The organism is Rossellomorea sp. ABR4_012 (assembly GCF_056159545.1).
Window position 1 is genome coordinate 65,958 of record NZ_JBSWVK010000004.1, and the last position, 25,816, is coordinate 91,773.

At 39.4% G+C, this 25,816-nt stretch carries 32 protein-coding genes; 6 read left to right on the top strand and 26 right to left on the bottom strand.

All coding sequences use genetic code 11. The features are described 5' to 3' along the window. Window positions 1-32 precede the first annotated feature (32 nt). Together ACXAFV_RS16305 and ACXAFV_RS16310 are read right to left on the bottom strand one after the other, a co-directional pair. Window positions 33-668 carry an FMN-dependent NADH-azoreductase gene (locus ACXAFV_RS16305; RefSeq protein ID WP_475128033.1) on the bottom strand — a complete coding sequence of 212 codons (636 nt, stop codon included), beginning with the start codon at window positions 666-668 and terminating at the stop codon, window positions 33-35. A gap of 172 nt (window positions 669-840) precedes the next feature. After that, window positions 841-1,560, bottom strand: coding sequence for a class I SAM-dependent methyltransferase (locus ACXAFV_RS16310; protein ID WP_475128034.1), 720 nt, complete (start codon window positions 1,558-1,560; stop codon window positions 841-843). Window positions 1,561-1,671: 111 nt separating this feature from the next. Here ACXAFV_RS16310 and ACXAFV_RS16315 point away from each other — a divergent pair, with 111 nt between their 5' ends. After that, entirely contained in the window at window positions 1,672-1,866 is a 195-nt protein-coding gene (locus ACXAFV_RS16315) for a DUF4083 domain-containing protein (protein ID WP_475128035.1), read from the top strand. A gap of 27 nt (window positions 1,867-1,893) precedes the next feature. Here the strand turns inward: ACXAFV_RS16315 and ACXAFV_RS16320 are convergent, their stop codons facing one another. Then, complete coding sequence (locus ACXAFV_RS16320) at window positions 1,894-2,640, bottom strand: GNAT family N-acetyltransferase (protein ID WP_475128037.1); 747 nt, start codon at window positions 2,638-2,640, stop codon at window positions 1,894-1,896. 148 nt (window positions 2,641-2,788) lie between these two features. Between ACXAFV_RS16320 and ACXAFV_RS16325 the strand changes: the two genes are divergently transcribed. Then, complete coding sequence (locus ACXAFV_RS16325; protein ID WP_475128038.1) at window positions 2,789-4,225, top strand: MDR family MFS transporter; 1,437 nt, start codon at window positions 2,789-2,791, stop codon at window positions 4,223-4,225. Between the two features lie 98 nt (window positions 4,226-4,323). On the opposite strand, the gene ACXAFV_RS16330 is transcribed toward ACXAFV_RS16325, so the two are convergent. The 4 genes from ACXAFV_RS16330 to ACXAFV_RS16345 form a co-directional block, all read right to left on the bottom strand. Then, on the bottom strand, window positions 4,324-5,745 hold the full coding sequence (locus ACXAFV_RS16330; protein WP_475128040.1) for an MDR family MFS transporter: 1,422 nt from the start codon (window positions 5,743-5,745) through the stop codon (window positions 4,324-4,326). A gap of 22 nt (window positions 5,746-5,767) precedes the next feature. After that, window positions 5,768-6,400, bottom strand: a complete 633-nt coding sequence (locus ACXAFV_RS16335; protein ID WP_475128041.1) for a TetR/AcrR family transcriptional regulator — start codon at window positions 6,398-6,400, stop codon at window positions 5,768-5,770. A 254-nt stretch (window positions 6,401-6,654) separates the two neighbouring features. Beyond that, window positions 6,655-7,365 carry a Dph6-related ATP pyrophosphatase gene (locus ACXAFV_RS16340; protein WP_475128043.1) on the bottom strand — a complete coding sequence of 237 codons (711 nt, stop codon included), beginning with the start codon at window positions 7,363-7,365 and terminating at the stop codon, window positions 6,655-6,657. Beyond that, window positions 7,358-7,876 carry an NUDIX hydrolase gene (locus tag ACXAFV_RS16345; RefSeq protein ID WP_475128044.1) on the bottom strand — a complete coding sequence of 173 codons (519 nt, stop codon included), beginning with the start codon at window positions 7,874-7,876 and terminating at the stop codon, window positions 7,358-7,360. Before ACXAFV_RS16345 ends, ACXAFV_RS16340 begins: the two co-directional genes overlap by 8 nt. Before the next feature lie 192 nt (window positions 7,877-8,068). On the opposite strand from ACXAFV_RS16345, the gene ACXAFV_RS16350 reads away from it, so the two are divergent. Continuing rightward, complete coding sequence (locus ACXAFV_RS16350; protein WP_475128045.1) at window positions 8,069-8,410, top strand: YqzG/YhdC family protein; 342 nt, start codon at window positions 8,069-8,071, stop codon at window positions 8,408-8,410. Window positions 8,411-8,813: 403 nt separating this feature from the next. Here ACXAFV_RS16350 and ACXAFV_RS16355 read toward each other — a convergent pair whose 3' ends face one another. The 3 genes from ACXAFV_RS16355 to ACXAFV_RS16365 all read right to left on the bottom strand — a co-directional run bounded on the left by ACXAFV_RS16355 (window position 8,814) and on the right by ACXAFV_RS16365 (window position 11,328). After that, window positions 8,814-9,254, bottom strand: coding sequence for a DUF1801 domain-containing protein (locus ACXAFV_RS16355; protein ID WP_475128046.1), 441 nt, complete (start codon window positions 9,252-9,254; stop codon window positions 8,814-8,816). 48 nt (window positions 9,255-9,302) lie between these two features. Then, the gene (locus ACXAFV_RS16360) at window positions 9,303-10,583 is read right to left on the bottom strand and encodes an MFS transporter (protein WP_475128047.1); all 1,281 of its coding nucleotides are present in this window, start codon (window positions 10,581-10,583) and stop codon (window positions 9,303-9,305) included. Between the two features lie 118 nt (window positions 10,584-10,701). Then, window positions 10,702-11,328: an ArsR/SmtB family transcription factor gene (locus ACXAFV_RS16365; RefSeq protein ID WP_475128048.1), complete on the bottom strand. Its 627-nt coding sequence runs from the start codon at window positions 11,326-11,328 to the stop codon at window positions 10,702-10,704. Window positions 11,329-11,704: 376 nt separating this feature from the next. On the opposite strand from ACXAFV_RS16365, the gene ACXAFV_RS16370 reads away from it, so the two are divergent. Beyond that, window positions 11,705-11,836, top strand: a complete 132-nt coding sequence (locus ACXAFV_RS16370; protein WP_475128050.1) for an FbpB family small basic protein — start codon at window positions 11,705-11,707, stop codon at window positions 11,834-11,836. Next, window positions 11,837-12,223: a sporulation protein gene (locus tag ACXAFV_RS16375; RefSeq protein ID WP_475128051.1), complete on the top strand. Its 387-nt coding sequence runs from the start codon at window positions 11,837-11,839 to the stop codon at window positions 12,221-12,223. A gap of 42 nt (window positions 12,224-12,265) precedes the next feature. On the opposite strand, the gene ACXAFV_RS16380 is transcribed toward ACXAFV_RS16375, so the two are convergent. The 8 genes from ACXAFV_RS16380 to ACXAFV_RS16415 form a co-directional block, all read right to left on the bottom strand. Continuing rightward, window positions 12,266-12,808: an AAA family ATPase gene (locus tag ACXAFV_RS16380; RefSeq protein WP_475128508.1), complete on the bottom strand. Its 543-nt coding sequence runs from the start codon at window positions 12,806-12,808 to the stop codon at window positions 12,266-12,268. A 5-nt stretch (window positions 12,809-12,813) separates the two neighbouring features. Beyond that, on the bottom strand, window positions 12,814-13,449 hold the full coding sequence (locus ACXAFV_RS16385; protein WP_475128052.1) for a hypothetical protein: 636 nt from the start codon (window positions 13,447-13,449) through the stop codon (window positions 12,814-12,816). A gap of 214 nt (window positions 13,450-13,663) precedes the next feature. Further along, on the bottom strand, window positions 13,664-14,602 hold the full coding sequence (glsA, locus tag ACXAFV_RS16390) for a glutaminase A (RefSeq protein WP_475128053.1): 939 nt from the start codon (window positions 14,600-14,602) through the stop codon (window positions 13,664-13,666). A 164-nt stretch (window positions 14,603-14,766) separates the two neighbouring features. Further along, complete coding sequence (locus tag ACXAFV_RS16395; RefSeq protein WP_475128054.1) at window positions 14,767-15,168, bottom strand: NUDIX hydrolase; 402 nt, start codon at window positions 15,166-15,168, stop codon at window positions 14,767-14,769. A gap of 17 nt (window positions 15,169-15,185) precedes the next feature. Next, entirely contained in the window at window positions 15,186-15,803 is a 618-nt protein-coding gene (locus ACXAFV_RS16400) for an HAD family hydrolase (protein ID WP_475128056.1), read from the bottom strand. Then, the gene (locus ACXAFV_RS16405; RefSeq protein ID WP_475128057.1) at window positions 15,784-15,981 is read right to left on the bottom strand and encodes a GNAT family N-acetyltransferase; all 198 of its coding nucleotides are present in this window, start codon (window positions 15,979-15,981) and stop codon (window positions 15,784-15,786) included. The genes ACXAFV_RS16400 and ACXAFV_RS16405 overlap by 20 nt, the downstream gene beginning before the upstream one ends. A 270-nt stretch (window positions 15,982-16,251) precedes the next feature. Continuing rightward, window positions 16,252-16,689, bottom strand: coding sequence for a GNAT family N-acetyltransferase (locus ACXAFV_RS16410; protein WP_475128058.1), 438 nt, complete (start codon window positions 16,687-16,689; stop codon window positions 16,252-16,254). 38 nt (window positions 16,690-16,727) lie between these two features. After that, entirely contained in the window at window positions 16,728-17,186 is a 459-nt protein-coding gene (locus ACXAFV_RS16415; protein ID WP_475128060.1) for a GNAT family N-acetyltransferase, read from the bottom strand. A 144-nt stretch (window positions 17,187-17,330) separates the two neighbouring features. Between ACXAFV_RS16415 and ACXAFV_RS16420 the strand changes: the two genes are divergently transcribed. Further along, window positions 17,331-17,879, top strand: coding sequence for a GNAT family N-acetyltransferase (locus ACXAFV_RS16420; RefSeq protein WP_475128061.1), 549 nt, complete (start codon window positions 17,331-17,333; stop codon window positions 17,877-17,879). Between the two features lie 222 nt (window positions 17,880-18,101). On the opposite strand, the gene ACXAFV_RS16425 is transcribed toward ACXAFV_RS16420, so the two are convergent. The 8 genes from ACXAFV_RS16425 to ACXAFV_RS16460 all read right to left on the bottom strand — a co-directional run bounded on the left by ACXAFV_RS16425 (window position 18,102) and on the right by ACXAFV_RS16460 (window position 25,805). Further along, a complete protein-coding gene (locus tag ACXAFV_RS16425) occupies window positions 18,102-18,332 on the bottom strand; it encodes a hypothetical protein (RefSeq protein ID WP_475128063.1) in 231 nt (76 codons plus the stop codon). A gap of 69 nt (window positions 18,333-18,401) precedes the next feature. After that, window positions 18,402-18,758, bottom strand: coding sequence for a cupin domain-containing protein (locus ACXAFV_RS16430; RefSeq protein ID WP_475128064.1), 357 nt, complete (start codon window positions 18,756-18,758; stop codon window positions 18,402-18,404). Continuing rightward, complete coding sequence (locus ACXAFV_RS16435; protein ID WP_475128065.1) at window positions 18,755-19,798, bottom strand: aldo/keto reductase; 1,044 nt, start codon at window positions 19,796-19,798, stop codon at window positions 18,755-18,757. Before ACXAFV_RS16435 ends, ACXAFV_RS16430 begins: the two co-directional genes overlap by 4 nt. Before the next feature lie 163 nt (window positions 19,799-19,961). Then, complete coding sequence (locus ACXAFV_RS16440) at window positions 19,962-20,333, bottom strand: hypothetical protein (protein WP_475128066.1); 372 nt, start codon at window positions 20,331-20,333, stop codon at window positions 19,962-19,964. A 196-nt stretch (window positions 20,334-20,529) separates the two neighbouring features. Further along, window positions 20,530-21,948 (bottom strand): polysaccharide deacetylase family protein, encoded by a 1,419-nt coding sequence (locus ACXAFV_RS16445; protein WP_475128067.1) that lies wholly within the window; start codon window positions 21,946-21,948, stop codon window positions 20,530-20,532. A gap of 267 nt (window positions 21,949-22,215) precedes the next feature. Continuing rightward, window positions 22,216-22,533 carry a hypothetical protein gene (locus tag ACXAFV_RS16450; RefSeq protein ID WP_475128069.1) on the bottom strand — a complete coding sequence of 106 codons (318 nt, stop codon included), beginning with the start codon at window positions 22,531-22,533 and terminating at the stop codon, window positions 22,216-22,218. A 230-nt stretch (window positions 22,534-22,763) separates the two neighbouring features. Next, window positions 22,764-23,255, bottom strand: a complete 492-nt coding sequence (locus tag ACXAFV_RS16455) for a GyrI-like domain-containing protein (RefSeq protein ID WP_475128070.1) — start codon at window positions 23,253-23,255, stop codon at window positions 22,764-22,766. Window positions 23,256-23,702: 447 nt separating this feature from the next. Next, window positions 23,703-25,805, bottom strand: a complete 2,103-nt coding sequence (locus tag ACXAFV_RS16460) for a heavy metal translocating P-type ATPase (RefSeq protein WP_475128071.1) — start codon at window positions 25,803-25,805, stop codon at window positions 23,703-23,705. Between the last annotated feature and the right edge of the window lie 11 nt (window positions 25,806-25,816).

Sequence of the window (25,816 nt, forward strand, 5' to 3'; positions counted from 1 at the left end):
AAAAAGAGCCAGCGAATCGCTGGCTCATATGCTTAAAATGTATGTGCAAGATCCTTCGCACGGACAATTCCGTCCTCTTTGATTTCTTGTGCTTTATCCGGCATTGCTGCATGTCCTTCGATGAATAACCCTTCAAATGAAGGCACTCCATAAAATTGCATCATGATGTCCAAATAACGGTGTCCCATTTCCATTTGAGCTGCAGGGCCTTCAGAATATATGCCTCCGCGTGCCTGGATGTGAAGAGCTTTCTTAGCAGTAAGCAAACCAATTGGTCCGTGCTCTGTGTATTTAAATGTTTTTCCTGCCACTGAAACGGAATCAATATAGGCTTTCATCACTGGAGGGAATGAGAAATTCCAGAATGGAGTAACAAACACGTATTTATCCGCATCCACGAACTGGTCTACGAGTTCCGTTAAACGGCCTACCTTGGCTTTTTCGCTTTCTGATAGTTCGTCAAAACCTTTACCAGTCTGCAGCTTTCCCCATCCGCTGAATACATCCGCATCAATTTGAGGAATATGTTCCTTATATAAGTCTACAGCCACAACCTCATGTGTTGGATTTACTTCTTTGTATTTTTCAATAAATGCTTTTCCAGCTGCCATGCTGAAAGATTGGGTGTCATCGTGAGGATGAGCTGTGATGTACAATACCTTAGTCATTTAAATGACCTACCTTTCTCTCTAGTTGTTTAAGTAATATATCTATCAAATTTAGAAAACCTATATCTCAAATAGATATATTCTTAATTCGAGATTATTGTAAGGCATACAAAAACATTGTTCAAGATATTTGCTCGCGTTAGAAAATGGAAATAATTAATGAAAAAAAACCCTATTTGCAGGGCTTTTTTGACTTAGCTTTTATGATTAAAAAATGTGGATTCGTCATGAGGTAGTGATACGATTTCTCTTTTATCGATTTCATCATTTCGTCAGGTTTCGGCTCAACAAAACGTTCAAGAATAAAATGCCGGGTCGTGTCGTTCATAATTCGTTCGAGAGGTTTTCTGTAAAATGTGACATCTATTGAAATATGAGGCTTTTTCCAAGTTTCAGTGATTGTTTCTGTATGAAAATAATCGTCACAATCGTTTCGTGAAAAATCCATGAACGGATGATGGATGGAAAATAGAAAAGTACCGTCAGGTTTTAGTACACGGTGAAATTCCCTAAAGGTATCCGCCCAATTTTCAAAATAGTGAAGAGTGAGAGAGCTAACGATAAAATCAAATGAATCGTCTTCAAAAGGTAAAGGCATTTGCAGGTCATGGCATAACACTCTCGCCCTGTTTCCTACTCTCACTTTTGCAGCTTTAACCATCTCAGGACTTAAGTCTATGCCTGTGACAATTGCTTCTTGCCGGGCAAAATAATCGGTATACCAGCCTGCTGCACAACCTGCATCCAGAATTGACTTTCCCTTCAAATCCCCCTGCAGCTCTGCAAGCATAGCCGGTCTCTCATAGTAAGCATTGTAAGGACTTGCTTTATCAATATCATATTGATAGGTATCTGCCAATCGATCATATGTATCTTTGGTGGAATCAGACATATAACAATCCATCCTTTCACTGGGGCAGTGATTTTATTGATTGTAGTCTACCATATATTCCTATAAACTATAAGGTAGTTATGTCTATCTAGCATATTCTGGAGGTTCATGATGGCTTTTAATATTGGGGATTTATTATTTCAATTGATTATGTTCGGGCTCGTTATTACTGGAGTGATTTCATTTACACTTTTTATCCGCAGAATAATACTAAATGCTAAAATTCAGTCTCAGACTTCCTATGATCTGAGCCAAAAGCTTGATCGGATTATTGAACTGCTGGAAAAGAAAGAATCCACTAAGTAAGCATCCTCAAATTTACAGAGGATGCTTTTATCTTGTAAGAGAATAACATAAAAGTTCTTCTTTTACTCTGCATCCGTTTTTGATAAACGTTCGGATCATAGGCTGGTTATTGTAACTGGTACTTCCTATATAATATGTAGCTTTGAAGTCCTTATAAAGCATATAATGAGCGTCCTGGTGAATGATCCTGCTCTTTCCTTTTCCACGTTCACTTTGAATGAGTCCAAAATAAAAGAGTCTGCCCTCATCTTCAGTACCTGGTTCGATATGCGGTATGATAACACCAATTGGTTTTTCTTTCTCATATACAGCCATACAAGAAAGGTCGTAATTTTCTCCCAATTCACTAATGACGCTTTGGATATGTTCATCTATATTTAAGCTTGACTGTGCATTCGGAGATCCTGCCATGGATAGATTCCACAAATGTTTAAACTCCTGTATCGAGAGTTCTTTAAGGTTTTTATATACATAAGGGGAATCGTTAACAGAACAACCTTGACAGTTTAATCCTCTTTCGACTCTCACCAATTTATCGATCATTTGAAAATCATGTAAATGTAAAAAAGAATCAAGTTCATTTCCCAGACTCTTGTCTAACAGGAGTTTAATCGAATTGATATGTTTGTATGACGGATGATTGATGAAGTGCGGGATGAACTGCCGGATTTCTTGAGGTGTAAGGTTGTTGGCATTTTCAATGGTAAGATAATTATCACCTATGATAATCGTAAGTTTGGAATAAAGATGAGATAGATATCGTTCAATATACATCCGATGCCCCCTCATTTCTATTGTCTTGGATTTATTGTATCATATGGTGAGAATGAAATTTAAGGAACTCAAGGTTTATTCTGGACACATTCAAATTTATAGTAGATTATAGTAAAGATTAATATTTAAAGAAAACCGGAGGAGTAAAATGGAATCAAAGATCAATTCAAAAGCGATAATGATCACCTTTATGATTGGCGCTTTTTTTGCCATTTTGAATGAAACATTATTGAATATTGCACTAACTGAATTAATGGAAGTATTTGGGGTTAACGCACCCACTGTTCAGTGGCTGGCCACAGGTTTCATGTTGGTGATGGGGGTATTGATGCCGATATCAGCATTATTGATTCAATGGTTCACGACTAGACAAATGTTTATCGGAGTCATGACGGTATTCTTGCTCGGCACAACCATCGCTGCATGTGCAATCAATTTTCCGATGCTATTAACCGGACGAATGATTCAAGCCGTCGGAACGGGTTTGTTAATACCGGTCATCATGAATGCAATATTGCTTATCTATAAACCTGAAGTACGTGGGAAAATCATGGGTACGTTCGGATTGGTGATTATGTTTGCACCTGCGATCGGACCAACTTTATCCGGTGTCATCGTAGACACGCTCGGATGGAGATGGTTATTCATCACTGTCATACCTTTCTCATTGTTTTCCATTCTATTTGCATGGAAATACCTTCAAAATGTAGGGGAAGTGACACGACCTGGTGTCGATGTATGGTCAATCGTCCTTTCTTCAGTCGGTATTGCTGGAATCGTTTATGGATTTAGTTCTGCAGGGGAAGAAGGTGAAGGGTTCACTTCGGTAAAAATCCTCACCATTATTATAGTTAGTATAGTCAGTCTTGTTTGGTTCGTTTTAAGACAGTTAAAATTGGAGGAACCATTACTGGATGTACGGGTCTTCAAATATAAAAGTTATGCCCGAGGGGTCGTTTTATTCATCATCGTGATTATGGCGATGTTTGCTTCTGAGATCGTCATGCCCATGTATTTACAGGGGCCTCTCGGCTTTTCGGCAAAGGTTGCAGGACTGCTCTTATTACCCGGGGCACTGTTAAACGGTTTAATGTCTCCTGTGATGGGATCTTTGTTTGATAAATACGGTCCGAGAAAATTAATCATACCGGGTACAATCGTACTCACAGGAGTCATTTTATTTTATAGTAATATCAGCCAGGCAACCCCGATTTGGCTTTTCATCATTGTCTATGTACTGTTGATGTTATCAATATCGGCAATCATGATGCCTGCGCAGACAAATGCATTGAATGAGCTTCCAAAGAACCTTTATCCTCATGGAACAGCCATCGCGAATACCCTTCAACCCGTTTCAGGTGCTTTAGGGGTATCGGTGTTCGTAAGCATAATGACACAAAGTCGTGAGAGCTACATTGATGATCATACCGGAACAGTTACTCAGGATGTGATGAATGATGCAATGACATATGGCGTTCACCACGCTTATTGGTTCGCGTTAGCGCTGGCACTGACAGCGTTTATCATTTCACTTTTCATAAAAAAAGCTGTAGCAGCTGATGTTGATGAAGCTTCTGGGGAATAAGAACGTGAAAAACCTCGTCATTTATGACGAGGTTTTTTTAAAACTTGTGATGGATGAAGTAAGCCAGTCTCTTTCAAAATAAAACCGGCTTACCATTATCAAGCTGTAGTCTTCACTTTCTTAGGTTTCTTATCTTTCACGAAAAAGGCAAGGATCAGTCCTATTAATGCGGAGATGGCTGCTACGAAAAAGGATACGTTCACTCCATGAACGAGGCCCTCCACTCCTCTTTCAGGTTGGGCAGCGGTCGTCATGACTGTTACGAGCAATGCAGTTCCCACTGCACCGGATACCTGCCTCATCGTATTGTTCATAGCAGTTCCGTGCGGAATCAGAGAATTAGGAAGCTGATTCAGACCGGCAGTGGTGACAGGCATCATTACCATTGCGACACCAAGCATCCTAACCGCATTGACGACGGTCAGATACATGAACGTTGTCTGAGGGGTGAGATTTGTGAACATGAATGTAGTGACGGAAATCAGGATCAACCCGGTGACTGCAAGCCACTTTGCACCGAACTTGTCAAAAATCCGTCCTGTGATTGGGTTCATGAAGCCCATGATGAGTGCACCAGGCAGCAGCATAAGTCCGGACTCAAAAGCAGTAAAGCCAAGCATGTTTTGCATCAGAATCGGCAGAACAGTCGCCCCTCCTATCATGGCAATGAAAACCAGCATGCCGAGTGCAGTCGTAATCGTAAATAATTTTATCTTGAAGACACGAAATTCAAGAATAGGCTGTTTCAGCTTAAACTGTCTTAAAATGAAGAACGTTAACGCGATGGATCCTACGATCATTGCAGTTACAACTTGTGTACTTCCCCATCCAGTGCTTCCAGCGGTACTGAAACCGTACAGCAGTCCTCCGAAACCGAGTGAGGATAAAATAATTGATAAAATATCCACTTTCGGGAACGTTTGTTTCGTAACATTTACGAGGATAAAGTAAGCCACGATGAGATCTATGATGACAATCGGCAAGATAACGTAGAACAAGCTTCTCCACGGGAATTGATCGACCAGCCACCCTGACAGAGTGGGTCCGATAGCTGGCGCAAAGGAGATAACCAGTCCGAACATCCCCATCGCACTTCCCCGTTTTTCTACTGGGTAAATCAGAAATAAAATCGTCTGCATCAGCGGCATGATGATACCTGCCCCAGAAGCCTGTACGATGCGCCCTGCCATTAAGATGGTGAAATTTGGGGCAACCGCACATATCAATGTTCCGGCTGCAAATAACCCCAGTGCTGTCAGAAATAATGAGCGGGTCGTGAAACGTCCGATCAGGAATGCGGTAATCGGAATCATCACTCCGTTCACCAGCATAAAAATGGATGTTAACCACTGTGCTGTACTAGCTTCAAGATTCAAATCCTCCATAATATGAGGCAGCGCTGTGGCAAGCAGCGTCTGATTTAGAATGGCCGCAAAAGCCCCTGAGATCAAAACGAATAATAACGGAAATTTATTGAAGGTTTCTGTTGACTTGGATACATCATGTGATTGCGGCTTCATATTCTCCCTTCTTTCTTTGTCCTTAACATCTGTCTATTAAGTTATTTTTTGATAATCCAGTTTTAAGCAGCTCGATTTCAAACTTGTACTTAGAAACTGCCTCCTCGATACTTAATTCGTTTGAAATGCTGTGTACCAGATTATGAAATGTAACGGCTGATAAAATTTGCAAGACGTGATAAAGCTGATTTTCATTCGAGATATTCAGACTCCCCCAATCCACTAAATGAAATACTTCATCATATCTTTTGCTTAATTCTTCTTTACTGAGAAATTTCGTGAACGCTTTTTCAATTTTATAGTTCATATTAAGGAGGACATTTTTAATAAAATTATTCTGCCCTTCAGAATGGGAACGCTTTAAGGTATGGTAGAAAATTTCTGTAACCGCTTCAAAGATATCTCCGTCGAACTTCTTTAAGTTGTATAAGAATTTTTTATGTCTTTCCTGGGTATGTTCATTCAGCAAATAAAAAAATGCATCCTCTTTGTCTTCAAAATACTGATAAAAACTTCCTCTTGGAATTCCTGCTGTTTTCAATATATTTGAAATCGAGGCTTCATAAAGGGAGACACGAGAAAATTCTTTATTGGCAGCTTCTATCAAAACCTGCCTCTTCTCTTCATTTAAGTTAAAAAACGTCGGCTTTGGCATGCTGACCTTCATCCTTTCAAAGTGACACAGTGTCATAATCCAGACCCTACTCACTATAGATGACACGGTGTCATATGTCAACGGATATACTTCAACGAATGGGCTCAAGAGATGAGATAAAACAAAGTTTGCGAAAAGAGCCTATCACAAAAAGCGCTCATTTCTGAGCGCTTCTTGTCTTTGGTGGCTGCTTCCAGTTCTGCCTCATTATGACTGTGACTGTTTTGCTAAAAATGATACACCAGCAGCTTCAATCATAGCGTTTTCTCTTGTTCTTGTGATTTACTTATCAATTGACAGCGTTGAATATCCAATGACCAAAGTCCTGAATTCAATTTGACTCCTGATTGTATCAACTGCACTTTCTTTTTGAAAATCGGGCCGTCCACAACAAACGTATGGTACTCTCCATATTCACCCATTACACAAATACCTTTCTGCTGGACTTCTTCATAAAATTGTGAGTTCAGAATACGTCCCGGCCATGTATGGTCAAAGTGTTCCTCCGAAGCACGGCAAATAACTGCAGTAAAGCCCAGTGACAAAAACTCTTCCAGGAGGTCATTTGTTTTTTCAGGAGAAATCCATGAAGGGAATACTGGCTCCATCCCAGCTTTAATTGAAATTTCTTCATTCCATTTCCTGTCTTCTTCTGCAAATAAACTTCCAAAAGCTACCTGCTCAACACCAAACTCGTCTTTTATTTGTCTAAGTGCATCAATCAACGACTGTTCATAATCACCGGCAGAGTCCACCAGGTGCAGCCGTATTCCTAATGCTTGTGCCTGGGATTCGAGGATTTTCAATTTGATGCCATGTGCATGACTGCGTGCGTCTTTATCTGATATCATTGATACCAGGCAAGCGACATTTCTGTTTTCTTGTAAGAGTCTATATAGTGCTAGACAGCTGTCTTTGCCGCTGCTCCAGCAGACAGCAACCTTTTCCTCTTTTGAGTTATTCAACGTTTTCCCCTTCCTTTTCTTTCGGATATTTGCAAGCAGTATGTAAAATTTGTTCATACAGTGGATTCCACTCATCATAGTAGCTTTCTATACTGGCGGTTTCAATAAATATCCTTCCTAGGGACTCATGCTTTTTTTCAAAAGGGTGCAGATGCTCTATATCCATTTTGTAAAAGACTTGAAAGCCTATTTTCGGATACTTGGTTGTTTCATCCCAATTAGGATTATGACTGTGATCAACGATTATGTAACCGAGTAAAACGGAATCTCCTTCGACACATCCCTCTTCCAGTGCTTCACGGCTAAATGCCTCTTGTGGTGTTTCATCTGCTTCCAAATGGCCGCCTGGGAAATCCCATCCCCTGTGTTCAAGATTAACAAGCATAAGTTCATTTTTATGAAAACATAAACCATGAGCACTTGTAATCAGTTTTCTATCGGGCAGAGAACTGCTGATTACCCAGGTTAATTTAACGATTGACTCTCCCCAGTTCACGTGTATCGATGACATCCGTATCCCTCTTTCAATATAAAAGAATTATAATATTTGCTGTACAGACAAATAGCCAGCCCTAAAATAACCTTGATTCGATAGTAGCACAGAATGGAATGTGTATATGCAAAAGATTCGGAAAATCTCCATTCTGAATAGGAAATGAAAATTAACAAAAGATAATACAAAAACTGGGAGGGATACACAAAAATGAAAAAAATAATCTTGTGTTTGTTCGTTATTCAACTGGTCACAATCGGAATACATCAGCCCATCACTCTAGCTAAAAATCTCGATAGTATCGGTGTGACAGTACCTTCATATGCGAAATGGGGAAAAATTGCCATGCAAAAAACGAAAGAACGTTACCCTGAAGCCCAGATCATTGATTACCTCCATATTGGGAGGGAGGATAGTGCTGATTTTAGCACAGAAAAATTTAAACTTTGGTTAAAAGGAAAAGATAAGGAATTCGGGGTGATGATCGACATCAGGTTTGATCCTAAAACAGATGAAATGAAACAGATATCCTTTAAAGAGGTAACTCGATAACCATAAAAGAACTGCTGACAATTCAGCAGTTTTTTTGTTGATTAAATATTTGGAAATGAATAGAAGATAAGAAGTTGGTAAAAGTCGGAAATATCAGGACGAGAAGTGAACATATATTGATGGGATTGAGATAGTAAAAAAGCTCCTCTTCCAGCAGGAACAAGTATGTATTAATTCCAACTCACTAATTACTGTTTTCTTGCTTTTAAAAAAGCCCCAGAGTTGAAAATCGTATCATATACGGGTGCCCATAATTTGTAGATGGCTTTATTCCATGTACTATTCATGTTCATCACACCCTCCGAAAATGTCCTTCACCTATTGATGATACCATATATTCCCACGTAACAAACCAAAAAAAAGAGTACAAAATCAGCAGATCTCATACCCCTCGTCCTATCACTTATTTGGTTGTTTCTTCAATACCTTCCGGATACGTTTTCTTCAAAAATATAATCGAAGCCTGTATCAATTCCCTTAATACTTCTACCTCTATATCGTCTACCTTATTAATGTATACACATGCTTTTCCTGTGGTATGTTTCCCGAATTTCTTCAGGAGCTCTTCCCGTTCTATTTCCCCCGGAGCAAAATAGAGACTGATTTTCGCTTTGCGCGGAGAGAATCCAGCAAGAAATGAATCTCCTTCGTGCCCAGATTTATATTTGTAATGATACGAGCCAAATCCAATGATGCTCGGTCCCCACATTTTTGCTGGGAAGCCCGTTTCTTCGGTGAAGATATCCAAAAGTTTGTAGGCGTCTTCCCGCTTTTTTTCACTATCTACACTTTCAATGAATTCCAGGACACTATTCTCATTCTGCTTAGTTTTTAATTCGTACAAATTGCCACCCCTCTACTTTTTCACTTTGATTATACATTCGACCTGTCATCACGATATTCCTTCATGAGATGCTGTATGTGTTTCAGATGGGAGTCCCATATCTTCAGGCTTGAGATTTGACGATTGCGGAAGGGATCTCAGCGTCTTGTTCAGTACCCACACAACGGCAATAAACAAAATACCGCCCGCACTTGAAAGGTATACGGTGCCTGGTTCGAACTGATTCGCAAGATATCCCCCAAGGAGGGACCCTATCGGCATTGCCATTGCACCTAATGAAGCCGTTACCGAAAATATCCTGCCGAGCAGGTGGGAAGGAACCATTGATTGAATGGCTGCGCCAAATATGACATTGGTGGCACCTATCGGAATCCATGATAATCCAAATAAAAGGATGCTGACACCATTATAAGGAACGATTCCCGAAACCAGCCACATGCCCCCTCCGAACAAAAATAAAAGTATGGTAAGCTTACCGATTGCAAAGCGTCCAAACCAAGATGCACATAACGCACCGATCAGAGCTCCGCCTGAAATCGACGCCAAGTAAAGTCCGTAGAGCCCAGAACCTCCTCTTCCATCTGCAAATGCAGGTAATATGGCGTATACAGATCCGATGGCAAAGTTTGCAACGATCGAACCAAGCAGGAATTGAGCTAAATGGGATTTGAAAACAATTGAGAAGCCTTCTGCTAAGTCGTACTTGTACTGCAAGGCAGCTTCTTTCACATTTTGTTTTTCTTTAACCGTATCTTTCTTTGGGAGATGCAGCAAGCTGAATAGGATGCTTGCAGCAATGAATGTAACAGCATCAATCATATAGAGGGTGATGGCTCCGACCACCGTCAACAGAAGACCCGCAAGTGCGTTGAAGGCCAGATCGACACCCTGAAATGCAAAAGAGAATAATGAATTACTTTTGACAAGCTGATCTTTCCGGACAATTCGAGGAAGCAGAGCAGCCTGACCGGGATATGCAAATTGATTCAGAGCAGAAATCACCGGCATGATAACCAGGATGAACGTCACAGTAAGGAGTCCGGTATAGTGTACAATGGGGATCATTAAAATAAGAACCCCCTGCAAAAGCTGAGTCCAAATCAATACCCTCTTGATCTGCCATCTGTCTACAAGCGGTCCGATCAGGAATTGAAGGGTACCCGGCAGCAGCGTCAGAAATCCAGCCAACCCTGTGTAAAACGAATTCCCCCCCAGCTCATAAACAAGCCACATCGCTGCAACATAATAGATACTATCCCCCATATTCGTGACCAGTCTCCCGAAAAACAAATATGCAAAGTTCCTATTTTTGAATAATAATTCTTTCATGTTTTAACCTCCTTATATCTGCTTAAAATTTTTATTCAGATTAATCTTTATACCGTTTATTCGAAAAATACTTTTATTCAGTAAAAATTATTTTACTGACATTCCAAAAAAAAACCGTTTACCGGTCTTTTTCTTTTTCGTCATCCATTATACCCTCTGTAAATTTTGATTCTTCTACTTCGAATCCCATCCCGGTCATATAATAAATTTTTTGATCAGTTTCTTTTTCTTCTTTGGCTCTTTTCTGGAATTCGCCTACAAGTTCGAAATACTCCTTAACGAACCATTTGAAATTGTCTTCGGAACTGGTGGTTTCCCAAGAAGTTGCAAGTATGTTCCATTCAGAAGGGTTCTTGTCTCCGGCTTCTTCGAATGCTGTACTCGGAGCTTCAAGGATCCTGCTCATCGTCCGTTCAAGCATACCGTACATCATAAGCCTCTTCGTTTCACTTATTTCTTCTTTATGAGGCAGCAGGCTTGCATCAGGATAAAATCCGCTTGAGACCGATTGAAAAAATTTCTGTACAATCCCGTTCTTTTCTTCGGTTTTAACAATTTCTATCAAGCCTAGCTTCTCTAACTCTTTCAGGTGATAATGTATTCTTGCGCGTGACATTTCGAACAATTCAGATAGCTGCTGTCCTGTATATGGTTTTTCTACAAGGCGCATCATCAATTTGATCCTGAATGGATCGCTTAACGCTTTTAACTGATCGTACTCCTTGATAATAAACATCGATTTCATAAGAACATCTCCTGAAACTAATTTTACTCAGTAAATTTTATTTTACCGCGTAAATGAAGTTTAACATAGTAAATGATTTACATGCAATAACCCATACTTTTTTTCTCTCGACAAATCCCGCAAGCGCTTTTCATTTGACAGTTCATTTTAAATCAATTAAGATGAACTCATAAATTCATATTCTCCTAAAGGGGAGTAGCTTTTACAATAAAGTCGTCATTACGGAGTCACAAACTCTCGGCTTTATTGACAACCATGTTGTTAGCGAGACCTTTACCAGCTGGTGAAGGTTGATATATGCAGGATATAAGACCTTTGCCAAACCGGTAAAGGTCTTTTTGTATATCCAGCTTAAATTTGAAAGGATGAGAGGAACTTGATTAAAAAAAATTTACAACAATTGATTCAGAATAATAAAGAGCAAATTATGCGTGATAAGGAAGAGTTAAAAAAAATCGAAGAGAAATTAGATAAGAAACATACAAAACTCGAGAAGGAGAATGCCTGAATGTTACTAAGAAAGTACGTTTCCATGTTTGGTGTCGGATCTGCAAAAATTGATTTGATATTGCCGAAAACAGCCTTTCATCCTGGAGAGCTGCTTAATGGGTACTTCTTATTGGAAGGTGGAATTGTGAAGCAGAAGTTGAGGCGAATCGACTGTGATCTAGTAAAGGTAGATAAGTATTCAACAGAGAAAACAATCGATACTACCACGATATTAAAATCGGAAGAACTAGAGCCTGATGAATCTAACAAGCTTAATTTTATTTATCGAATACCCAAAACGCTACAAGTTGATGAAAAGGGTATACGCTATCTCTTTAAAACAAAATTGACGTTCGATAAAGGTGTTGAAAGCTTAGATGAGGACTGGATAATGGTTGTTTCCTAGTTTAGCTGAGAGAAAACGCCCTAAGTGGGCGTTTTCTTGAATTTAATACTTAATATTATTCAACTCTGAACACGTCAACTTATTCATAATGGCCGTAACTACAGCCTGCACTTCCACATTCTCTGTATCTATATACTCACCAAAATCATATTTTTCAAATGCGTTAAGACATTTTTCGGTTTGCTGGAAACACCAGTTTCCTTCTTCTTCCCCCCTGTTTCGGAGCCTGTCAAAAATCGTTTTCCTGCTGGCTTGTAAACAAAAGTGGTGAGTGTCCTCGTCAATTTGTTTGAATCCGTTGATTATATAAGTAAAGTATTCAGGAACTCTAAGCGTCATGGGGACGATAAGGTGCTTCCCATATTTTTCTTTCAGTTTTCTGGCAGTTTCCACTGTAAGAACTCTCCAAAGTTCATAATTTTGGAAATCACCGTTCTTTGATTCTTTCAGTTTGATATCTTCAGGCAAAATCTCTCTTACCATATATCCGACTAATTCTGGATCGAATATCATACTGTCATTGATTTTATTTAATAGCTCGGTTGCAATGGTTGTTTTCCCAGAACCAAAAGCACCGTTTATCATGATGATCACGTTAATTTCCCCCTACACATGGAAAGTTCGTCTTTTATAATGGAGTAATGATACGTTGATAATGCTTGTTTAATAAGGAATTCATCATATCCATTCTCTCTCATTGACAGAAGTATGGATTGTACTCTTTCTTCACGTTTTCTTCTAAGATTCGACTCCAGCTGAATTTCCAGAGGAACCATCCTGATTGTGTGACCACAAAAGCTTATTGTCTTGGCTAGCTCCCAAATGTATTGGCCTCCCTCCCAAATCCCGCTGCCTGTCAGGGAGTCAGGTATTCCTGCAGAATCAGCAATATGTACAATCTCCACTTCAAAATGATTAACCTTATATCGGGCTTTTGACCAAGAAAATCCCGAAGGAAAGGTTTGGTGAAGAATTGGTACTCCCCTTGTTGACAACCATTCAGAATCAGACTTGATATCACCTTTTGATGGCTGCGCATACTCAGTCATCAAACGAGCGAATTCCTCAACTCCTTCTGGATGTTTTGTATAAATATCAAGGTCTCCCGGCTTCATATCACACCCCTGCAGCACCGACCCCACCGAACCGACTATCATCCAATCAAAATGTTTATTGCTATTTTCATAGATGTCACATACAGTTTGTAACGCACTCTTCCAGCTCATTTATACACCTCGTTAAAATCGTTATTCTTTTGAATGGTTTGTAAAATGGATTCCCACAGGCTTTTACAATTCCCCCTATTTTTTGATGAGTCCCTGTATTGTTTTCAACGTGAACATGAGAATACCCTTTAATTTGGTATATTTTAACTGGATCAGCATTTTATTCTTTTAATGAAAAGAGCAGCCCGAAAGCTGCTCCTTTAAATAAAGTGATTTAATCATGAAATATATTTAATTTCAGCTTCTCAGACAGCATACGTAAGACTTGTCCTCCTGCTACGCTGTTACCTTTTTTATTAATGGAAGGACCGATGATGCCGATTCCCATTCTCCCCGGAACCGCACCGACAATGCTTCCTGAGACACCGCTCTTAAGGGGAAATCCTACTTCAACGGCGTAGGTGCCAGATTCATTATACATCCCTGATGTAAGCATGATCGCTTTCACAGTCCGGACGTGTCTAGCCTGGATCAGCTGCTCTCCGGTTTCGATACTCCTGCCGTGATTGGTCAGGAAACATCCAAGCTTTGCTAGTGCAAGTGAGGTGATGTCGATGGAATTCACGCGATAATAAAGATCCAGAGCTTCCTCCGCTTCTTTACCCGAAAGAACACCGGTACTCTCCATGAAATAAGCAAGTGAACGATTTCGGGCACCATTTTTGATTTCAGATTGATATACTTCTTCGTTAAACATTACTCTTTCGTCACTTGTAATGGTTTGAAGAAACGATATGATCCGCTGGAATCGTTCTTCAACAGTTGATCCGTTTATAAGACTCGCCGTCGCTATGGCTCCTGAATTAATAAGTGGATTGTACGGCCGGTGTCCTTCATAGTCTTCCAGATTAGATATTGAATTGAAGAAATCATCAGTCGGTTCCATGCCTACCTTTTGAAAGACTACTTCTTTTCCGAAGTCTTCTAACGCCATTAACAAGATGATGACTTTTGAAATACTTTGAAGGGAAAAGCTGCAGTCATCTTCTCCTGCTGAATAAACGTCACCTTCTTGAGTGATGATGGTCACTCCCAGATCGGTTGCATGAGACTGATCCAAACCTGGTATATGATCTATAACTTCGCCTTGAGCTGTATATGGTCTGCATGCCTTCACTACTTCTTCCATAAACTCATTTGATAATTTCTCCAATCCAGTTCCTCCTCATATTGGTCTGATTCTTAGTATTTACCCAAAATATGAATACTTAAATAGAATTGGGAAGAGAAATTGTAAATGCCAGCAGAAATGTCATACAGTATTAGTCTTATGTAGGGTTCAAACTGACAAATGTACTATTTCCATGATAACCGGATTTATTCAAAGATACGTAACTGACTCTTCTCCCCGTCGATCGCATCCTGGATTCGTCTCCGGTTCCAACAATGCATGTCAGAAGGTAGATCTACCAGGTCAAAGAAATCAACTTTCTCGATTTCTTCATCAGGAATCCACTCTTTCTTATCCACTATGCTGGCTTTGAACAAGAGCACCAGATCATCCTTTGAAGGTGCAGAATATACAGATACTAAATGGTCAACTTCTATTATATATCCGGTTTCTTCTATAACCTCTCTCCGTACACCATCGAATGGAGATTCATTCCGCTCCAAACGACCGCCTGGCAAGGTCCAGTTCCCCGATCCATATCTGATTTTAGTTAACAGGATTCTGCCGCAATCATCCTGTATCACGGCAAATACTCCAACTGATGGCATCTTCTTGCTCTCCTTTTCTAAAATATCTTTAGCATTTCCTCGAATGAATCGATTACATAATCGTGAATTTTGGCTTCACCGAATCCATACCTTGCATAGACGAAGGGAATACCCGCAGACTGAGCTGCTTTTCGATCTCCTTCTGTATCTCCTACGTAAACCGGCTGCTTTAAGTGATTTCGGTTGATAATCAGTTTAATATTTTCCCCTTTTGATAGACCGGTTCTTCCCGGGTTTTCATAATCAATGAAGTGCTTTTCCAATCTATGATACTCATAAAATGCTTCAATATATCCATGCTGACAGTTGCTCACGATAAAGAGCTTGTACTTTTTCGCCAGTGCTTTCAGTACTTCCTCCACACGGTTATAGAGGATTCCTCCTTTTTCACTAAGATATTGGGTTTCAACTTCAGAGCAAGCATTCATGAACTCTTCCCTTTCCTCTTCATCAAGTTGAGGAAACAACTTTCTTCCGATTTCATGCATCTGCAGCCCCATCGTTTCCCTCAGCTGCTGCGACGTTAGTTCATTCTTCACTTTATCGTGTGTACTAATTACCCCATTCCATGCCTTTAAGACCGTTTCCCTCGAGTCCCATAACGTCCCGTCCAAATCAAAAATGATACTGTCCATCGTTATTCCTCCTTGTTACATTTAATTCTTTCCTCAAATTAGTGACCCAAAATCCTTTTTCTATTTCCTTTTCACCCAAAACTACAAACCCGAATTTTTTATAAAAATTAAGAGCTGTTGTATTTTCTGATCGAGTTGAAACTACCATAGTATCATTCTGTTTACCCTGCACTTTCATCAATTCTTTGTCTGAAGTGAGTGGGATGGACCATCAACCTGTGAATGTCGGACAACGCGGTTGTCTACTTAAAGGAAATGACTTCCCATAATTTCTCATCTTCATAATAGCAAAAGAATGTTTCTCCTGCTTGGTGTAATGAAGCTAAGGTATCCTTTAGTGGTGGCAATTCATCGAATCCAATCAAATCGGCTTCGATTTTATAAGACAAATATTGAATATGTAATACTTACTTTGCGCTCGATTCCTTTTCGATGTCAACCCGTTTAATCATAAGCCGTCCATGTCTAATCCTTTTTTAACATAAATGATTTCAGGGTCTCCTTCATCAAGGTTGTCAACAAAACCGCTTTTCTCATAGCCCAAAGAACGGAAGAGATGATGCATGATATCGTTTGATTGATTCGTGGAAGAGAAAACCTTTTCTCCATTCATTTCTTCCTCAAACGCTGAGATGAGGGCTCTCGCCAATCCTTTTTTTCTATGAAAAGATCGGACGACGATCAAAGATATAAACGCATGACCGAAGAAATGTCTGTTATATAGAAGAAAGCCAGCTGCCTCTCCAGCCATTTTGCAAACTATACATTGACGATTCTTGATCGCTTTTTCAATCTCCTCACGTCTTTGATCACTCCCTACCGTTTCTTTATCAATATGTACTAATTCGTTTAAATCTTTCAGTTCTCCCCTATGTATGTTCTTCACAGAATAACCTCCACACAATAAAGTTCTAATCTTGCGTATCAAACCTTTGTTGATTTTTCATACACTTTTATTGAACTTCCGCCTAATCCAAACGCCACAGTTGTATGAATCCACTGATATTTTTCATAGTAACCGTCAATATCAGTTGCCAGATAAAGCTTTTTATAACCTTTCCGGGCCGCCTCATCTAAAGCATACTGCAGAAACTGTGAACCAAGCCCCTTGCCACGGAATTCAGGGTCTACATATAAACAAGCAAGCCAAGGAGTCAGGTCCTGCCGGCTGTTAATATCATTGCGTAAAATAGCAAAAGTTCCGATGATTTTCTCATTTTCCATCGCTATATAAAACCTCGGTACCTCTTCATCCGTTTCACACGATCGCAATATGCAATCTTTATAAAAATTGTAGCTTTCTGCGCTTCCCCATTGTTTCCAAAAAGCATTGACTGCCTTTTCAAATAAATCTTTCCGTTCACTCAATTCATAAATGTGCACCTTAATCCCTCTTATTCTTATTAAAAGTCTATATTTACAAATCAAATACCGTTAAAATCCTAGTTCATATTTTTACAATTATTCGAGAATTTTTTCTATTCATATAGTAAAATTATACAATATTACATTATGGGGGTGTAGATAATGTTTCTACATAAGATTGATGAAGATTTGTCTTTAAAATTGGTCGACTTGAATGATTCTGAAGAGCTGTTTCATTTAGTCGATACTGCAAGAGACCATTTGAAAGTGTGGCTGGGCTGGGTGGATTACACGAAGAAAACAGATGATACTAAGGAATTCATTCAAGGCTGCATGCGGAGCTATGCTGAAAATAAAAGCATGAACACCGTCATTCTTTACAAAGGGAAAGTGGTCGGCACTGCTGGATATAACTCAATCGATTGGTCCAATAAAACAGCCTATATCGGGTATTGGCTCCATCAGGATTATCAAGGAAACGGTATCATGACGCGCGTTGCGAAAGCATTGACGGATTACGCTTTCGAGTATCATAAATTGAATAAAGTCGATATCAGGGCAGCTAAAGAGAACAAGAAAAGCAGAAGCATTCCCGAACGGCTGGGCTTTGTGGAAGAAGGCATCATCAGGCAGGCTGAATGGCTGTATGATCATTATGTGGATCATGTTGTATACGGAATTCTTTATGAAGAGTGGAAGCAAAAAAAATAGAAGATATCAAGAAATTCAATTATATGAAAAGAAGCCCGGGACAGGGCTTCTTTTCAAAACTATTTACTGAATTCCCATTAATTCAAATGTCTCTTCATTCGTTCCATCCCATCTGATGGTGACTTCAATGGTTTCTTCTTTTTCAGTAACAGAGCAGCCCGAGCAAGAGTTTGAAACGGTTATTACGGGTGCACCACTATACTCACGAACTTTGGTGTTTGATTAGTCTTTATTAATGATGATTTCAAGACTGTCGAACTGGATTTCCTCTTTTCCCTTTCCATCTTTAAACCTGAATGTATATTCCCCATCCTCCATATCCCCGCCGACGATGTTCGCCTTATATTCTCCGGTCCAATTTTTACTTTCTCCATTAAATATGAGTTGCTCATTACTGCCGCATCCGGCTAAAGTAACAGCTATTAACATCACCAAGAATAAATATTGTTTCATTAAATGCCCCCTTAAAGTGATCCTTGGATTATCTTAGTCTATGAGACCAACATTATATGAATGTGATATTTAGTCTTTGACGTCCATGAACGCTCCAGGTTCCAATTCAGGGGATTCAATTACGATCGCGGTCATTCCACCATCCGATTTTGTTTCATGCCACTCATTCTTTTCCCAGAAGACCGCCTCACCAGCTTTTACGGCAGCATATTCGCCCTTTTCCCCTCTGACCAGCCCTTTCCCTTTCACAACCAATAAAAGTTGTGGCACGACTGCCTGGTGGTAGCCTACAACCCCTTCTTTTTCAAGGTATATACAACCTATATGTGCTTCTTGATTTGTTTGGACGATCCTTGTCATGATGAAATTCGAATTGAATTTTGTTATCTCTCTTCCTTGATTTGGATAAAAAGTATAGATCTTCATCGTTTTTCCCCTTGCTTGTGAATCGTTATCGAATCCAGATTGGCTTTCACATTTTCTACATGTTTCATTCCAGCCATTGTAGATAGAATTCCCACAGTCTCTGTTACATCTTTTAATAAAGCAGCTGTGTCACTTTCATTTACCAAGTTACCGAGATCGAATGGAGCACTCGTTGTTACATGGATACCCAGTTCATCAGCAGCTTCCAAAGTGGTCAAAGGTGTTTCAGACACCATTTGATTCTTGCACTCTGCCGCTTCCCTTCTGTTTTTATTAAGGGGGCATTGAATAAATTTGAAATGATGATTTTCGCCTCCAGCTTTTTCCGCAATCTTTATACACTTCTCCAAAGAAATATAGGATGGATTGTTTTTGGTGACGAGGAATGCCTCCCAAACAGCCATGCCATAGAATCGGATTTTACCTTGATTAACCGCTTGTTCTAGATACGTAAAGAGATCACTCAATTTTTCATAGAATACGTGTGGCCCCAAAACTTTCATTGAAATTTCAGGATTATGAATGTAATAGATATCGATGGTGTTGAGGTTTAAATGTTTTCTGCTTTCATTCATTGCAAACTCGTAGTAGCTTGGTGCCAAAACATGCTTCATGTGTCCTACGATATGCAAGTCACTTTCAGATATGATTTCTTTGAATAAAAGTATCTCTTTCAAGTAGTCAGCAGGGACCAGTTTTGCATCAATGTCTCCAGGGATGAGACCTGCTTTAGTGGAAATGATTACTTCTTCTCTTAACAAGAGTTTTTCATCGATCAATTCCGTAATGACCCTGCCAATATCACGTTCAGATTTCATCCCTCTATAGTTGATGGCTGTATCAATAAAATTGAGTCCATGAGTCAGTGCATAGGATAGGGATTGTCTATAAAGAGACGAATCAGCTTCTGTCATGTCTCCAAGATGAGTCCCCAATCCAATCGGAGAAACTATAAACCACGGTATTTTTCTGGCAGGTATGTCACCATGCCGGGAAAAAAATTCAGATGTCCCTTTTAAGTCCGCAAACCCTCTAATCATAGTCACGCCTCCTTCATTCAATTTTGATTATAGAGGAGAATAAAAGTTAAAAACAGTCTGAAATTTCCATATATTGTGTGATATACTTTAGTTATAAGAACAAGATTTTTGTAATCCACAGGCTAAGTGTCAATCAAGACTCTTAGCCTTTTTATTATTTCTATTATGAAACCACAATTTGAATAAGGCAGACGATAATCAATATTGCCAATGAAGTGCCTAACTGAAGAAGTGTAAGAAGGGGAACCTTGTTGTTATGATCAAGCCTCCATTCCATCCATGCACTGATGGATAAAAATAAAACAGCTGCGCTTAAAAAGTAAAGCTCAGAACTTATAAAATCTTCATTAATAAAACCAAAGTAAACGGCACCGGCCCCCATAAGAGTCATCAGCATCCCTCCGCACACTTTTTGTATAGGATGCAATGACTTCTTTTCTAATGAATGCTGCTTTTTTTTAATATTCTTTTCAATTCTATTGCCAATGAAAAATAGTAACAGCATAGATGCTGAAGTGAGAGTCCATTCTGTCACTGATCGTTTTCCCCTTTCTAATTTTTCCCTAGAGCTACTTTTAGTTTCGATGAGGAAGATTATGTATTGGAATCTATAACCAGTTATCATTCTATCATTAATCTATCTAGTATTAAGAACATTTTCATCAAAGTAAAGAATTATCTCCCATTACGTAAAAAAGACGCATTCAAAGATGAAATGCGCCTTCTTCCATTTATTTAATTTTTCCGTAATGAGGCCCAGCTCCCGATTGTCCCTGAAGTGACAAAAGCTGGGAGACGGTAATGAATTGGTATCCTTCCCTTTCCAAGCTTTCGAGCAGCTCAGGCAGCGCCTCGGCTGTTGATGGGTGAATATCATGTAATAAGATAATGGACCCTGATACAATTTCTTCTTTCACCTTATCATTCACCTCATTTGCATTACGCGACTGCCAATCAAGTGAATCAACAGACCATAAAACTAAAGGTGTGTTTTTTTCCTTTATGTAGTCTTTTACGTCATTATTATACGCTCCATATGGAGGACGGAAAACAGATGGGTTTTGACCGCTGGCCATTTTGATAAGCTGATTTGAGGCTTCGATCTCTTTAATCATTTCTTCTTTATTGAGATTGGTGAGATCCATATGGCTCGTCGTATGATTACCGATTTCATGTCCATGCTGCGCCACTTCCTGTGCAACAGAAGGGTAATACTCTGCTTGATTACCCAGCATAAAGAATGTTGCTTTTGCATCGAATTTATCCAAAGTGGAGAGTATTTCAGGAGTAACTTTTGGGTGGGGCCCGTCGTCGAAAGTTAAGGCTACAACCTTTTTATCCGGATCAAGATCAACGATATCAGGAGTTAGTTCTTCAGGCAATTCATCTTCCGCCTTCTCTTTTAACCCTTCCAGGATTTCTTCATTAAGATAGGGTGCCATTTTTTCAATAGGTATTTCGATGTTGACTGATCCAGCGGCTCCTGCAGCAATTTCATACTCATCAAAATAGAGAGAGAATCCACTTTTATTTATCGACCATTTCCATTTGCGGGTATCTTTCAATGCTTCGTTCAAAATATCATCAAAAACATACATGGCAAAGTTGTTATCTGCCATTATTTCTTTCTTAACAAGAGAGGCAATCTTCTTCTCAGTATTGTTTTTTACTACATGCTGCAATGTAAGTACCTTTTCAGTTTCCAAGTTGATCGTAAATGGCTGAACCTCTGTCTTACCATTTGCTCCACCTGTATATTGGTAAGATTCTAGGGTGAAACTATATATGTGCTCATTAACCTTAGCTGTATCAATATTTATGTTCAAATGTGCACGCTTATCTTTACTGAGAAATGCTTCATTCTTTTTTATATCTTTCATAAACTCATTCTGTTTTTTCTGGATCCAAGCATTGATTTGGCTATTAAGTGCATCACTTTTCGTGTATGGCGTAGAAATTGAAGATGTAAAAAGCTCTCCCTCTTTGGTCTTTGTCTCCAGATTTAATCCTGGAAAATCACTTAACTCTTTTTTCTCTACATTTACAACTGCTTTTGAATCATTTTCAGCCCATTTACCATTTCCAAACAGTGAAAATGAGGCAATTAACAGAAACAGAATGACACTAATGCCTAGTAATCTTCTATTCATTTGATTCATACCCTCCCCATAATATAGGTATTTTCTTTCAAACTTACAGAACTTAATCTCTTAATCTTTATCCAAGTATAAAATTATATCATCTCTATTCTCATTATCAATAGTCGAATGGAGCCCCAACGGAATGCGCTAATAAAAGCCAAAAGCTTCAACTTATGTAAAAAATCTCTTGTATAATCGGGCGCTCGTCCATACGAATTGGACAAATATACATAGAATGTACTAAGTCGAGGTATTACCTCTGGCAAATACGCGGAGTTAGGGGGAAATAATATGTGGTTTCCAAATTTTCATGGCTGCGAGAGAAAGAGAAGAAGACATAAACGCTGCAATTTCTGGGACAACTTGATGTTTATACACTGCTCCTTCTATGATGACGACTTTGACCATGATGACTGCAGGGACTCCAGAAGAAGTGAGGCCGTGGAACAAAAATGTTTCAAAATCAAGGATTCTCATTCCTGCAATTGCCACAGAAAAGATAACCATCATCACGAATGGAACAAGTGCGGATGCAAGAAAGAGCATCATCATGGCGGCTGTGACTGCATGAAGCATCATAAATGTAATTGTCATAAACACCGCAAACATGAACATCACGGTAAAAAATGTAACTGCGGCAGATAACTAATAAACCCATCCAGAGTCGGATGGGTTCGTTTTTTAAGTTTAATTACGTGATCAGGAGCAGTATCTCTTTTAAAGGCCTTTGTAAGGTCAGTCCTCTTATAGTATCCAAACAAGCCGTCAATTCCCATAAAAGAAAAGACCCCAATCACCATTATGGTTTCTTCCCTCCAAAATTCTTATTTCTTAGTCACCGGTATTAATATATCAAAATGTGGATCCTTTAGATCGCGGTCATGAGGATATCGTTCATGTTTAATCGGCAAATCATCATAGTACTCTGCATCGCTTTCAAATAAAGGGGTATACTCCTCATTTTCTTTCATCCACTTATAAATCTTTGCATAAGTATGACCGATGTCTCCGCCTTTTTTATGATGGATTTTTAAATATGTCATTGGATCCACCAGAATCTCTTCCATACCTTCTGGAATCTGTTGCTTCTGGCCTACCTCGTATGCAGAATAGTGAACGAATCCATCGGGACGAACGTGATAAGACAAACCTAATTGTATATGTGTATTAACAGCGTGTTCCAGTTCCCCGGCACGTGCACTCATTTCGTAAATTTTTTCTTTTAAAGCTGGAATTTCCAAATATGCTCCGTCCCACTTTAATCCAATGGCGCGGTATGCAGGCAGATCAACTATTTCAAAGTCAAGTTTCTCCATATTTCTTCTCCTCCTAAAAAAGATTCCAATAAAATACTTTCTAGAAATAACATAAAAGTCCTTTATTAATAAATAAATATAGATGAAGAGAACCAACAGTTCATAATTAGGATTAACATGGCAGTAACATTAAAGAAGAAGCAAGAGATATCTCGATAGAAGATAAAGAAAGCTTCCCATAAAAAATGCTCACAGCTGCCTGTGCAGCCATGAGCATTTTTTAAAATCAATGTCTTGAGGTATACTCATCTTCATTTAAGTTTTCAAGTTCCTTTTTCGATTTACGCTTGAAAAATAAAACAACGAGTAATGCAGGTATGGATAAAATGACGTAAGCTAATAGTAGATTTAGAATAACCCTCAACCTCCTTAGGACCTTTATTCCTATTGTAACTCTTACAGCTCTTATTTTACACGGAAACGTTTGAATATCATGTGACGTTCAAGCTATCTCGTTGGAGTGATTTGTTTCTTTTCCCCAAACATTACAGTTAAGCTGATCAAGGTGACCAAGATCGTTGCTCCCATATCAGACAATATGGCAATCCAGAGTGTCAGTAATCCGGGGATTGTCAATAATAATGCAATCAATTTCAGACCGAGTGCAAGTGAAATATTCAATTTGATTATTTTATTTACTTTTTTTGATATCTTAATGGCTGAAGGAAGTTTTCCCAGATGATCCTGCATCAAGACAATATCAGCTGTTTCAATTGCGCTGTCTGTTCCTTTACCCATGGCAATGCCCAGGTCTGCAGTTGCCAATGCAGGTGCATCGTTAATACCATCACCAACCATGGCAACCTTCCCGCCAGCAGTCAGTTCTTTCACTTTTGCCACTTTTTCATCTGGCAGCAGACCTGCAAAGTAGTTCGTCAATCCGACTTGCTTCGAGACTTTTTCAGCCGTTTTATTGTGGTCACCCGTAAGCATCACGGCATTTCTGATTCCGGCTGAGTAAAGTTCACCTATGATGTCTTTACTCTCCTCCCTGATTTCATCGGTGATACCAAAGAGACCTAGAACATTTTCTTCACTCGAAACAATTACAAGTGTATATCCTTCACTTTTCAAGATATCGATGTTTTTTTCTACCTCGGAAGGTAATGGGAAGGCAATACTTTTTTCATTACCTACCTTGTATGTTTTACCGTTAATGACTGCAGATACTCCTTGACCGGAAATGGTGTTGATTTCTTCAGGTTCAGCAAGAGGAATAGTTTGACCATTCACTTTTTCCATCACTGCTTTAGCAATTGGGTGGGATGAAGATTTTTCTACTGAACCCGCCACTAGGAAGAAGTTTTCTTCATCAAAGACAACCATTTTCTCAACATATGGCTGCCCTTTCGTTAATGTACCAGTCTTATCAAATGCAATAGTATCAATCTTTCCAAGCTGTTCAAGGAATACTCCGCCTTTGACAAGGATTCCATTCTTAGCATTCCGTGCAATTCCCGAAACAATTGCGATCGGAGAGGAAAGGATCAATGCACAAGGACAGCCTACAATGAGGACCGCCAATCCTTGGTAGAACCAGAATCCCCATTCTCCATTTAATAAAAGTGGAGGTAAGATCATAACGAGAGCAGATATCACCATAATGATTGGCGTATAGTATTTGGCAAAACGATTAATAAATTGTTCGGTAGGGGTTTTTGTTTCCTGTGCTTCTTCGACCAAATGAAGGATTTTTGCCAGGGAGGAATCCTTATATTCTTTCGAGATCCATACTTTTAATACCCCTTCGTTGTTAATGCTTCCAGCAAATACCTTTTCATCTGCTACTTTTTCAACAGGCATCGCCTCACCTGTAATGGCAGATTCGTTTACAGAACTTTTTCCGGAAGCCACAATCCCGTCGGATGGAATCTTCTGACCGGATTTCACCAGCACCAGATCCCCAACATTCAAGGTGCTGATCGGTACTACCCGTTCTTGCCCATTTTCAATCAGGATTGCTTCTTTCGGAGCCACTTTGAGAAGGTCTTCCATAGACTTCCTTGCTTTTTCCATTCCTAACCCTTCCAGAAGCTCGTTGATACCAAACAGGATTGCAACAAGTGTTCCTTCTTTCCATTCTCCAATTGAAAAAGCACCGATTAAAGCAATAGTCATGAGCGTATCGATATTGAATTTAAGTTTTAAAAGATTCTTGGCACCCTTTATAAAAGTAGTATAACCACTTGTGGCTGCTGCTGTGAGATACATGGTAACAGGCACGAGGTTATTCAGTTGGCTGTCTACATATATAGCAGAAAAGAAAATAATCGCAGACAAGCCGATTAAAATTTTCATATTGTCATTGCTGGTATGAGAATGAGCATGAGATTGATTAGAATGATCATGAGGATTTTCTTTCATGATTGCCGCCCCGTCAGATGAAAGAATTTTTTCGACCTCCTGCATGTCTACTCCATCGCTCAACACTAGCTTGCTGCTGTTATAGAGGATTTTTGACCCATCTCCGTTTTCTAATTGATTGATACTCTCCTCCATTTCCCTCGCACAGTTACCGCAAGTGAGGCCCTGGAGTTTATATTCATTCATGTAAATTCCCC